At 63.1% G+C, this 11,465-nt stretch carries 11 protein-coding genes and 1 pseudogene; 2 read left to right on the forward strand and 10 right to left on the reverse strand.

Annotated elements, in window-relative coordinates:
* Positions 1–214: 214 nt before the first annotated feature.
* The 6 genes from KHO23_RS32735 to KHO23_RS32760 all read right to left on the reverse strand — a co-directional run bounded on the left by KHO23_RS32735 (position 215) and on the right by KHO23_RS32760 (position 4,504).
* A complete protein-coding gene (locus KHO23_RS32735) occupies positions 215–1,135 on the reverse strand; it encodes an MBL fold metallo-hydrolase (protein WP_211616950.1) in 921 nt (306 codons plus the stop codon).
* Positions 1,132–1,617 (reverse strand): MaoC family dehydratase, encoded by a 486-nt coding sequence (locus KHO23_RS32740; protein WP_211616952.1) that lies wholly within the window; start codon positions 1,615–1,617, stop codon positions 1,132–1,134. The genes KHO23_RS32735 and KHO23_RS32740 overlap by 4 nt, the downstream gene beginning before the upstream one ends.
* Positions 1,614–1,841 carry a DUF1289 domain-containing protein gene (locus KHO23_RS32745; protein ID WP_211616954.1) on the reverse strand — a complete coding sequence of 76 codons (228 nt, stop codon included), beginning with the start codon at positions 1,839–1,841 and terminating at the stop codon, positions 1,614–1,616. The genes KHO23_RS32740 and KHO23_RS32745 overlap by 4 nt, the downstream gene beginning before the upstream one ends.
* A 4-nt stretch (positions 1,842–1,845) precedes the next feature.
* Positions 1,846–2,367, reverse strand: a complete 522-nt coding sequence (locus KHO23_RS32750) for a YbaK/EbsC family protein (protein ID WP_211616956.1) — start codon at positions 2,365–2,367, stop codon at positions 1,846–1,848.
* Positions 2,368–2,416: 49 nt separating this feature from the next.
* Entirely contained in the window at positions 2,417–3,343 is a 927-nt protein-coding gene (locus tag KHO23_RS32755) for a hydroxymethylglutaryl-CoA lyase (protein ID WP_211616958.1), read from the reverse strand.
* Positions 3,344–3,562: 219 nt separating this feature from the next.
* The gene (locus tag KHO23_RS32760) at positions 3,563–4,504 is read right to left on the reverse strand and encodes a 2-hydroxyacid dehydrogenase (RefSeq protein WP_211616960.1); all 942 of its coding nucleotides are present in this window, start codon (positions 4,502–4,504) and stop codon (positions 3,563–3,565) included.
* A 370-nt stretch (positions 4,505–4,874) separates the two neighbouring features.
* Here KHO23_RS32760 and KHO23_RS32765 point away from each other — a divergent pair, with 370 nt between their 5' ends.
* Together KHO23_RS32765 and KHO23_RS32770 are read left to right on the forward strand one after the other, a co-directional pair.
* Entirely contained in the window at positions 4,875–5,477 is a 603-nt protein-coding gene (locus tag KHO23_RS32765; RefSeq protein ID WP_211616962.1) for an RBBP9/YdeN family alpha/beta hydrolase, read from the forward strand.
* A gap of 40 nt (positions 5,478–5,517) precedes the next feature.
* Positions 5,518–5,790, forward strand: a pseudogene (locus tag KHO23_RS32770) (sulfate ABC transporter substrate-binding protein); the annotation flags it as partial.
* A gap of 88 nt (positions 5,791–5,878) precedes the next feature.
* On the opposite strand, the gene bioB reads toward KHO23_RS32770, so the two are convergent.
* Genes bioB through bioA form a run of 4 tightly spaced genes read right to left on the reverse strand, consistent with a single transcriptional unit; the run spans position 5,879 to position 10,279 of the window.
* The gene (gene bioB / locus KHO23_RS32775) at positions 5,879–6,979 is read right to left on the reverse strand and encodes a biotin synthase BioB (RefSeq protein ID WP_211616964.1); all 1,101 of its coding nucleotides are present in this window, start codon (positions 6,977–6,979) and stop codon (positions 5,879–5,881) included.
* A gap of 38 nt (positions 6,980–7,017) precedes the next feature.
* A complete protein-coding gene (bioD, locus tag KHO23_RS32780) occupies positions 7,018–7,749 on the reverse strand; it encodes a dethiobiotin synthase (protein ID WP_211616966.1) in 732 nt (243 codons plus the stop codon).
* Positions 7,746–8,930, reverse strand: coding sequence for an 8-amino-7-oxononanoate synthase (gene bioF / locus KHO23_RS32785; RefSeq protein ID WP_211616968.1), 1,185 nt, complete (start codon positions 8,928–8,930; stop codon positions 7,746–7,748). Before bioF ends, bioD begins: the two co-directional genes overlap by 4 nt.
* Positions 8,930–10,279 (reverse strand): adenosylmethionine--8-amino-7-oxononanoate transaminase, encoded by a 1,350-nt coding sequence (gene bioA, locus KHO23_RS32790; RefSeq protein WP_211616970.1) that lies wholly within the window; start codon positions 10,277–10,279, stop codon positions 8,930–8,932. Before bioA ends, bioF begins: the two co-directional genes overlap by 1 nt.
* Positions 10,280–11,465 lie beyond the last annotated feature (1,186 nt).

Below are 11,465 nucleotides of genomic sequence, written 5' to 3' on the forward strand. Positions count from 1 at the left end.
CCGATGCGGTCAAAAAACCGGCACGCGTATCATTCATACCGACGCTGATCACGTCCGACAGAATTTCCGCCGCTCGCCTTGATGGTCGAGCGGCTTTCTTTTTGTGGCGACGGTTCTGGTGTTTTGCGCGTTGTATGCGGCTTGCCGCCAAATGCGTGCCGCTCAGTGCGTGTATCGCTTATCTTCCGCCGCGCGGCCGCCTACACCGCCCGCATCACGCCTGACGCGCGACAATGCGCTCGCCGTCGATTTCCAATGGCCCGTTTCTGGCCGCCAGTTCCTCGACGATCGTGTGCACCAACGTGGACCATTCGTCACGCGGCTTGAGCATGGCTGCGGCAGCGCGCATCACGGCGGCATCCTCGAGCATCCGCAGCAAGGTGTCGAAGCTCATCGCGCGAACTTCGAGCAGCTTGAACACGATCAACACCTTCAACGCATTTTTCGCATTGCGCGCCGGATCGGCGCGTAGCCACGCGACGCGTGAAAATGCCCGCTCAAGCGCCTGCTCGACATTCGTGAAGGGTGCGCCATGGCCGGGGATCACGAGCCGCACGTCGAGCTTCGCGATGGCTTCGAGAACGGCCTGTTCTTCGGCGAAACCGCTTTCACCTTCCAGCTCGGGAAAGATCACGCCAAAGCCGTTTTCCCACAGCGCGTCCGCGCTGATCAGGATGCGTTCGTCCGCGCAATACAGCATCAGCGAATGCGGATCGTGGCCAGGTGCGCCGAGCACTTGCCAGTCGAGCGCGCCGAGCCGCCGTTGCGCGCCGGGCGCGATCGTTTCGGTGAAGGTGAAGCGCTCGCAGCTTTGTCCGGTGGCGCGAAACGTCAGACGGGTTGCGTCCCAGTTGCGCACCGCGTCGGCTTCGGATGCGGGAATTGCAGTACGGCATGGCCATGTCGACTGCAAAAGCGCGTTGCCGCCGCAGTGATCCGAATGCAGATGGGTGTTGACGATCAGATCGAGCGGCCGCGCGCCGAGTGTTTGCTTCACCAGCGCGACGGTTTGCGGCGCGTGCGTCGCGTAACCCGTATCGACGAGCGCGGCACAGGCGTCGTCGACCAGTAGCACGTTGTTGGACGAAAGCCAGCCGCGTTCGAAGACTCGGATCGATTCCGGTAGCTTGATCATGGTGCGCGCGTTTCCGAGTTTTCGCCCGCGCCTGAATCCGCCGATGCCTCAGGTTTCGGCATTACCAGAATCGTCGACGTGCCGATCAACACGATGTCGCCGCGCTGATTCACCACGCTCCCTTCGAGATGCGTCAGATCGCCATTCAGACTCGGCTTCCAGAAAGCGTCGCGCACGCGCCAGGTGATCGTCAGCGTATCGTTCGCGTGGACGGCTTTCTTCAGCTTGATATCGAACTCGAGTCCGAGCGGTTGCGCGTAGGTGGAGAAATGCGTGGCCAGCAGCGCCATGAAATGCGCGGTGGGCTGCGTGCCGGACGCGATCAAGCCGCCAAAGCGGCTTTGCGCGGCGTAGGCCTCGTCGTGATGCAGCGGGTTGAGGTCGTTGACGAGCGTGGCGAACGATTTCACCGATTGCGCCGATAGTTCGAGCGTCGAGCTGAACGTCTCGCCGAGCGTCACGATGCGTGGCGCGGCGTTCATCGCCGCACCTTTGCCTGCTTTGCCATGAACTCGGCGTGACGCGCCTCGATCGCGTCCCAGACGGCGCGTTTCGCGTCGTCGTCGAACAGGGACCAGCCGGCGATTTCGTCGAGGGTGCGTAAGCAGCCTTCGCACCAACCGGTCGAGGCGTCCATTCTGCACACGCTGATGCACGGCGACGGCACGGCAGGCTCGTCGTCTTCGTTATCGATGCCCGCTGTCATCGCTTCACGCCGGCTCGCGCAGCGCCACGTCGATCACCGGCGCGCCCGTCAACGCAATCAGTTCCTGCGCCGTCAGATTGAACACGGCATGCGGATGACCCGCGGCGGCCCACAGGCTGTCGAGTTCCAGCAGATCGGCATCGATCAGCGTGACCGGTTCCGTGGCGTGGCCGATCGGACACACACCGCCGATCGCATAGCCGGTTTTCTCGCGGACGAACTTCGCATCCGCGCGGCCGATTGCGCCGACTTGCGCCGCGACCTTCTTTTCGTCGACCCGATTCGCACCGCTCGCGACTACCAGCACCGGTGCGTCGTCTTCGCGGCGGCGAAACAGGATCGACTTGGCGATCTGCGCCACTGAACAGCCGAGGCCGGCGGCGGCTTCGGCGGACGTCTTGCCGGTTTCCGGCAGCATCACGATCCGGCCTGCGTGGCCGCGCTCGCGCAACAACTGTGCGACGCGGCGTGCGGAGTCGGGTAATGCGGCGAGATCGTCGGATTCGAGAGAAGCGTGGTCCGTCATCGTTCTATGTCCTGAATGGGTTGCAACGGATTGCAACGGGTTGCAAGCGTCAAACGCAGTTGGCCTGTTCGCTGCGCGCTTTGGCAAGCAACGCTTTGCCGGCACGCGAGACATTCGGCTTGCCGATCGACGTCGAAATGAAATCGCCGATCGCAACGACTTGCGCGAGGTCGATGCCGGTCTCGATGCCAAGGCCGTTCATCAGATACAGCACGTCTTCGGTCGCGATGTTACCGGTTGCGCCCTTTGCATACGGGCAGCCGCCGAGCCCCGCCACTGAGGCGTGATAGATCTCGATGCCTTCCTGCAACGCGGCGTAGATGTTCGCGAGCGCCTGTCCATAGGTGTCGTGGAAGTGTCCCGACAGACGTTCACGCGGGAACACCCGGGTGACCGCCTCGAACACTTCTTGTGTGCGCTTCGGTGTGCCGACGCCGATCGTATCCGCAATATCGATCTCGTCGCAGCCGAGCGCCGCGAAACGTTCGACTACATCGACCACCGACGCGACCGGCACGTCGCCTTGATACGGACACCCGAGCGCACACGACACGCTGCCGCGAATGCGCAAGCCGTGTTCCTTCGCTGCCTGCGCGACCGGTGCGAATCGATCGATGCTTTCCGCGATGCTGCAATTGATGTTCTTCTGCGAGAACGCTTCGCTGGCCGCGCCGAAGATCACGATCTCGTCCGCGCGCGCGGCGAGCGCGCCTTCGAAACCGTGCAGGTTCGGCGTCAGCACCGAGTAGACCGTGCCCGCCCGGCGCTCGATGCCGGCCATCACGTCGGCGCCGTCGGCCATCTGCGGCACCCATTTCGGCGACACGAACGACGCCGCTTCGACGTTGCGAAAGCCCGCTGCCGACAAGCGGTTGATCAGTTCGATCTTGATCGCGGTGGGGACGAAGTCTTTCTCGTTTTGCAGTCCGTCACGCGGACCGACTTCGACGATTTTGACGCGTTGGGGCAAGGCCATGATGTCTCTCCTGTGTCGACCGGAGTTTGCGCTTTAGCGCATTACTCCGGTCCCATGCAAAGCCGTCGACCGGAGTTTGCGCTTTAGCGCATTACTTCGGTCCCATGCAATGAGCGCGCGCGTGGCGGCGCTCCTTCAGTTGGATTCCGGGATACTCGAAACCCGTGTTCGATCGGTGTGTCAGTTTCAGCGCTTAGTATCCACGCTTCGTTTCCACGCTCAGTATCCACGCTCAACGTCGACCACGCCGCTCACCCCTTCGCCGCGCATCAGCGCCGCCATTTTCCGCGCGACTTGCGCGACGCTCTCTTCGCGCAAAGTCAGCGCGGACATGTGCGGCGTAATCGTGATGCGCGGCTCCTGCCAGAACGGATGATCCGGCGGCAACGGTTCTTCGCGGAACACGTCCAGCGTCGCGGCGGCGAGCTGCCCGCTTGCGAGCGCTTCGAGCAGATCCTGTTCGACCAGATGTCCGCCACGTGCCACGTTGATCAGATACGCGCCTTTCGCGAGCCTGGAAAAGGTGCGCTTGTTCAGCACGTCGCCCGTATCCGGCGTATGCGGCAGCAGATTCACCAGCACTTTCACGCCGTCGAGAAATGCGTCGAACTGCGTTTCACCGGCGAAGGCCGTGATGCCGTCGATTTGCCGCGCACTGCGACTATAGCCGCGCACCGGCATACCGAACGACGCGACCGTTTGCGCGACCTGCGCGCCGAGTACGCCGAGGCCGAGCACGCCGACCGTGAAAGTTTCGCGCGGATGCGGTTCGAGCACCTGCCAGCGGCGCTCGCTTTGCAGCGTCTGGTATTCGTCGAAACGGCGCAGGTAGCGCAGCACCGCATGCGTCACGTACTCGGCCATTTGCGGCGCCATGCCGGTGTCTTCGAGCCGGATCAACGGGGCATTGCGCGGCAGCGTACCGGGGTGCTCGTGTTCGAGCGCGAGGATCGCATCCACACCCGCGCCAAGATTGAAGATCGCGCGCAGATCGTCGCGGCCGGCCAGCATCTCACGCGGCGGCCGCCACACGACCGCGAAATCGGCCGGGGCGGTATCGCCCGTCTGCCATTCGCGCAGTTCCGCTTCCGGCAGCGCGCGGGCGAAATCGTGAAGCCACGCGGCGGCGTCGGCATGCGGCATGTAGAAGAGGATTTTCATACGGTCCGGAAGGCGCATGCGTTGTCGAGTCTGATGGCGGGAAAGGCCCGGTAGAGCGGCTGCAACGCCCGCGGCGCTTCAGACGACGCTTGCGGCATGGGGGCTCCTCCTTTTATGGATAGGCTTCATTCTACTTTTTCGACGCGAATCGCGCGCGTTTGCGCACGGGCGTGCGGTTTTTGCTTGAGCCGCTGGCTCGACCTTGCTGCCTGGCGTGGCTTGCATCGAACCGCGGACGACGGCGACGGTTGGGCTGGGCGACGCGGCCTGGCCGTGCATTTGCCCCATAAACAAAGCACAAAAACTTGGTTCGCCCTTGCGGCGCCCGGCGGGACAATCACCTTCCGGATTCCGGCAGCGAGGGACTGACATGCTTTCATGCACCACATCGACATGGCCGCCGCGGCTCGTCACCGTTCCCGGCCTGCACGGCAGCGAGGGCGCGCACTGGCAAACATGGCTCGAACGGCAATTCGCGCGCTCGTTGCGCGTCGAACAGGCCGACTGGGACGCGCCGGACGTCGCTGTCTGGGCGAAGTCGTTGCGCGATCTGCTCGCGCGCGAACGTGGGCCGTTCGTGCTGGCCGCTCACAGCTTCGGTTGCCTCGCGACTGCGTATGCGTTGCAGCAGGCGTCGTATGCGAACGACGTGGTCGGCGTCCTGTTCGTCGCGCCGGCGAGCCCCGAGAAATTCACCTTCGCCGGGCGGTTCGACGCGCGGCGTCTCGGCGTGCCGTCGATCCTGATCGGCAGCGAAACCGACCCGTGGATGCCGCTCGCCGGTTCGCGCGACCTCGCGCAGCGTTTCGGCAGCGCGTTCGTCAATCTTGGCGACGCGGGACACATCAACACCGCGGCGGGATTCGGCCCGTGGCCGCGTGCCAAGTATTTCGTCGACACATTGGTGCATTGCGCGGCGCCGCTGCGCTTTCGCGAGGAGGCCTTCGAGGTTGCGCAGCACGCGGTCGTTTGAGTGAGTCTGGATGAATTTGAGTGTTGAGTCCGGGGTTGGGGTGTCGAGCGTCGACAAGGTGGTCGACCAGCGCGGCACGCGCAAGGAGGCGCGGGTGTGCCTCGACTATCTGTGGTCGCCCGCCGCGTAGGAAATCGTTACGCAACACCACCTGCGTCCGCGTGACAAAAACGTGCTCGCGAAGCACGCGGCCGGGTTCAGGCCGATCAAGACTTTTACCGTCGAAGAGATGTTCGGTAGCTGGCAGAAAGCGCAGCAAACGCATTTTTCTGACGGCAGGACGTTCGATCACATCATCGTCGACAAGAAGTAAATCGTTGCCTGAAATTAGAAAGGCCACCTCGGAGACGAAGTGGCCTTTTTTATTGCGCGCGAATTATCAATCGCGCTTCGTACGCAGCTTAATTCGGCGCTGCGTGCGCGTTGTGATCATGTGCGCACTCATGCTCGCAGCCGCTCTGATCCAGCGGCATCTGCTGCGCCGCTTCCGCGCGAATACCGAGGCGTTCGAGCAGCTTGCGATCCGCTTCGGCTTGCGGGTTGCTGGTGGTCAGCAACTGGTCGCCGTAGAAAATCGAGTTCGCGCCGGCGAGAAAGCACATGGCCTGCAACGCTTCGTTCATCTGCTCGCGGCCTGCCGACAGACGCACCATTGCGCGCGGCATCGTGATGCGGGCAATCGCAATCGTACGAACGAATTCGAACGGATCGATGGCTTCGGTGCCGGTCAGCGGCGTGCCTTCCACTTGCACCAGGTTGTTGATCGGCACCGATTCCGGATACGGCTCCATGTTCGCCAGTTGGGCGATCAGGCCGGCGCGCTCGCGGCGCGATTCGCCCAAACCGACAATCCCGCCGCAGCACACGTTGATGCCCGCATCGCGCACGCGTTCCAGCGTGTCGAGACGGTCCTGATACGTGCGCGTCGAAATGATCTGACCGTAGAACTCCGGCGACGTATCGAGGTTGTGGTTGTAGTAGTCGAGGCCCGCTTCGCGCAGACCCTGTGCCTGGTGCGTTTCCAGCATGCCGAGCGTCACGCAGGTTTCGAGGCCCATTGCCTTCACGCCGCGAATCATGTCCTTGATCGGTTCGAGGTGGCGGTCCTTCGGATTGCGCCATGCCGCGCCCATGCAGAAGCGCGTTGCGCCGTTGTCCTTGGCGACCTTGGCGGCGGCCAATACTTCATCGACCGGCATCAGCTTGTCGGCCTGGAGGCCCGTATCGTGATGCACCGACTGCGGACAGTACGCGCAATCCTCTTCGCAGCCGCCGGTCTTGATCGACAGCAGGGTCGACAGTTGCACGGTGTTGGCGTCAAAGTGTTCGCGATGGGTTTGCTGCGCGCGGAACATCAGGTCGTTGAACGGCAGTTCGTACAGCGCGACGATGTCGGCGACGCGCCACTTGGCCACCGGCTTGTCGCCTGCTGCGGCGTTGTTGGCATTGTGGTTCGAGGTGGCCGTGTCGGCTGCGCCCGGAGCGATGTTCAGTTGTGTCATGTCGTCAATCCTTATGGATGGATAGATGTAATGGGTTTTCAGCGCTGCGCGTGGCGCAGCGTCTGCAAGAGCCGGTTGATGTCGAGTTGATCCGCCGCGAGCTCGGGCGAAGCCGGGCTCAAATGCGGCACGATGCCGAGCAGGGGCGCGTCGTGTTCGCGCGCCAGATGCTCGCGAATCGACGCGATGTTTTCGTCGGGGAACGTCATGTCAGGATCGACGCGATTCGCCACCCAGCCGGCAAGCGTCAGCCCACGTGCGGCGATCGCCTCGGCGGTGAGCAACGCATGGCTGATGCAACCGAGGCGCATGCCGACCACCAGTACGACCGGCAGTTTCAGCGCGACGGCGAGATCGGCGGTGTCCTGCGTAGCGGTCAGCGGCACGCGAAAGCCGCCAACACCTTCGACCACGACGATCTCCGCTTGCTGCAAAGCGCGCGCATGACAATCGACGATGTGGTCGATATCGAATGCGACGTTTTCCAGCGCGGCGGCGATATGCGGCGCGGCGGGTTCTTTCAGCAGATACGGCGTGCGAATTGCGGGCGGCAGCAGCACGCTCGACGCGGCGTCGAGTTGATCCGCGTCTTCGTTATGCAATACGCCGTTCACTTCGAACGCACCCGCTGCGATCGGTTTCATCGCGGCGGCTTGCAGGCCTTCGCGAACGAAACCGCGCAGGAGTGCCGCGGACACGAACGTCTTGCCGATTTCCGTATCGGTGCCGGTGACGAATAGCGATAGGGCGTTTTGACTCGAGTGACTCATGCCGCCTTCGCCCCGAGTTGCTGCAAGCCGGCTTCGAGCCGATCCAGATCCGCCTGAGAATGCGCGGCGGAAAGCGAAATGCGCAGTCGCGACGTACCGGTGGGCACGGTCGGCGGACGGATCGCCGGCACCCAGAGACCCGCTCGATCTAGCGTGGCCGCGATATCGAGCGTGGCCTCGTTCGCGCCGATGATGAGCGGCTGCACGGCGGTGTGCGAATCGACCGGCAGCCACGGCGTGGCTTTAAGCATGGCGCGCGTGCGTTCGATCAGTTGCTGGAGATGAACGCGGCGCGCGTCACCTTCTTCGCCACCGATGATGCGCAGACTCGCCGACACCGCATGCGCAGCAGCGGGCACCGACGCGGTCGTGAAGATATACGGGCGGGCGCGCTGCACGAGCCACTCGATCACGGTCTCATGCGCAACGACGAATGCGCCCGATACCCCTGCCGCTTTACCGAGCGTGCCGATCGAAATCAGATTCGGCGAGCGCAATGCGGCCTCGGCGATCGCGCCGCGGCCTTGCGGACCGAGCACGCCGAAACCGTGCGCGTCGTCGACGATCAGCCATGCGCCATGCTGTTCCGCGAGTGCGAGCAAGCGTGTGAGGGGGGCGATATCGCCGTCCATGCTGAACACGGTATCGGAGACGATGACTTTGACGTCGGCATTCGACGCGTCGAGCATCGCGCTCAAGGCATCCGTATCGCAGTGCGGATAGATCTGCACGTCGGCACGCGACAGGCGCGCGCCGTCGATCAGCGAGGCGTGATTCAGTGCGTCGGAGAAGAGCGTCGTGCCGCGGCCCGCGAGCGCGGTGAGCGTTGCGAGATTCGCCATGTAGCCGGTGCTGAAGTACAGGGCACGCGCATTGTCGACGAAGCCGCCGGCGAATTCGGCCAGATCGTCTTCCAGCTGCGCGTGCGCGCGCGAGTGGCCGCCGAGCAGATGCGAACCGCCGCTGCCCGCGCCATAGCGCTGTGCGCCTTCGGCGATTGCTGCGATCAGTTGCGGATGCGCGGCGAGACCGAGATAGTCGTTACTGGCGAAGCCGATGATGGCGCGGCCGTCGACCGTCATGTGCGCGGCGCAGGGCGTATCGGCAATGCGACGACGACGGCGCAGACCGCGCGCGTCGATGTCCTTGAGGCCTTCGGTGAGGGTGTCGAGCAGGTGCATTAGGGGGCCTCCGCGAGCGTTGCTTCGAAGGTTTCGCGCGTGCGCGAGGCGAGCAGCGCGATTTCTTCGTCGTCGAGAATGTAGGGGGGCATCAGGTACACCGTTGTCGAGATCGGACGCAGCAGCAGTTCACGCTGCAATGCGTTTTCGAAGAAGCGGCGCGAGAATGTTTTGGCCTGCTGAGCGTCGTCGATCACTGCGTCGAACGCGAAGATCGTGCCGCACTGACGCAGATTGCGCACCTGCTTGTGTTCGGCGAGCGGCGCGAGCGCGGCTTTCAGCTTCGCGGATTTCTGCGCGTTGACGGCGAGCACGTTGTCGGCGGCGAAGAGGTCGAGCGTGGCGAGCGCCGCGCGGCACGCGAGCGGATTGCCCGTGTACGAATGCGAGTGCAGGAAGCCGCGCGCGGTATCGTCGTGATAGAAGGCTTCGAAAATTTCATCGCGCGACAGCACGATCGAGAGCGGCAGATAGCCGCCGCTGATGCCTTTCGACAGACACAGGAAGTCAGGCCAGATACCGGCTTGTTCGCATGCGAAGAAGGTGCCTGTGCGTCCGCAGCCGACGGCGATTTCATCGGCGATCAGGTGCACGCCGTACTGATCGCACAGCGTGCGCAATCCGGCGATGTACGACGGGTCGTGCATTGCCATGCCGGCGGCGCATTGCACCAGCGGCTCCACGATCAGCGCGGAGATTTTCGCGGCGCGTGCTTCGAACAACGAGCGAACGTGATCGAGTGCGCGGCGCGCGACGTCGGCTGCTGTTTCGCCGTCTTGCGCGAGGCGTGCGTCGGGCGACGCGACGACGTGCGCGTTGCGGATCAGCGGATCGTAGGCGTCCTTGAAGAGCGCGACATCGGTGACACCGAGCGCGCCGACGGTTTCACCGTGATAGCTGTTGGCGACACAAACGAATTCCTGCTTGTCGGCGAAGCCGCGATTGCGCCACGAGTGGAAGCTCATCTTCAGCGCGATTTCGACGGCCGATGCGCCATCGGACGCGAAGAATGCGTGACCGAGCGTGTTGCCGGTGAGCGCGCTGAGGCGCTCCGCGAGTTCGATGGCCGGTTCGTGCGTGCAGCCGGCGAGCATGGCGTGTTCAAGCGTGTCGAGCTGGTCTTTCAGTGCAGCGTTGATGCGGGGGTTGGCGTGGCCGAACAGGTTGACCCACCAGGAGCTGATCGCGTCCAGATACCGGTTGTTCGCGCGATCGTAGAGCCACGCGCCTTGACCGCGCGCGACCGGCACGAGGGGCAGGCGCTCGTGGTGCTTCATCTGGGTGCAGGGGTGCCAGACGGCACGCAGGCTGCGGGTGATCCAGTCTTCAGGGGATGCTGACTTTTCCAAGAGGGTACTCCGGGGTGCTTTTTTGCCGTTGCACGGCTGGCTTTTTTAGGGCCACTTCATTCGGGCTGCGGGTTGTTCTTTGCGCTGCGCGCGGCCTTGGGAAGGCGTAAGGGGTCGAGATTAGCGGTTTATTTCGTGCTTTGCATCGGGGGCTTGGTCTGGGTTTTTGCCTGCGGCGCTGGGGTTTGGGGCTGTTCGCTACAGGTGGTTTCAGTTTCGTTCTGAACGTCGCTGATCGGCGGAGTTGACGACGACAAAGTAGTTGGACCTTATGGGCGGGAATTTGGCCTGCTCGGCGGTTTTGGGCTGTTTTCCTTCGGCGTTGGACTTTTCTTGATTTGGTTGCCTGCGCAGCGTTTGTTCGTCTGTTTGCCTACGGTGTTGGCCTTTCCTTGTTTTGTTATTGGTTTATTAGCGTCGCCCCTGTGCGGGGCGGCACTCACTTCTCTTTGCCTGCCGCAAAGAGAAGTAAGCAAGAGAAAGCGGCTCACACCGCTAATTCTTAAGCGGGTCCCCTGGCTTGGAGGGGGTAGTGGTGCATCTGGAATCTGTGTTCTCGCACATTCAGCGTCAGTGACAAAGCAGTCATGCTTCCCGCCTCGCACTACGCGCTCGCCGGAAGAGCTCATCGGAAACGCGGGGCTTCGCTTGGACGTGGCGGAGGCCATCGGCTACGCCTCAGCGAAGACGGGTCTGCACGGGAAATCAGGGGGCGGCCGAGTTCGGTGGGAGACGCCGGCTTCGGCTTGGCGAGGGGCCGAAAAATAGATCTGTGGGAAGTGCCGCTCAGTACGCCGAGTGGAAGAATGGTTGCGTCAGCGCGTGCAGGTGTGAATTCGCACTTCGAATGAAGCGCTGCCACATTGCAGGAATGTTGGGATGCAAGGGCGAGCCGCGGCGTCGAGTGAAGCTCGCGCGAAACGAACAGATGGTTCTATGAAATACGCGTCGGCGCGCGCAGCGCCGCCGGAAGTATGACGGCCTTGTCACCAGGGCCGAAGGTGCGAGGACACAGATTCCAGATGCACCACTACCCCCTCCAAGCCAGGGGACCCGCTTATAAGCTGGCGGTTTAAGCCGCTTTCTTTTGCCTACTTGTATATTCCCTCCTGTGGCGTCGACCCGATCAGTTGTCGCCACATGGACAGTCAGCTCGTCTGCCTAGAGTGCCTCGAGCCCGCAGAAA

Origin of the sequence: Paraburkholderia haematera (genome assembly GCF_905220975.1) — a bacterium.
GTDB classification, from domain to species: domain Bacteria; phylum Pseudomonadota; class Gammaproteobacteria; order Burkholderiales; family Burkholderiaceae; genus Paraburkholderia; species Paraburkholderia haematera.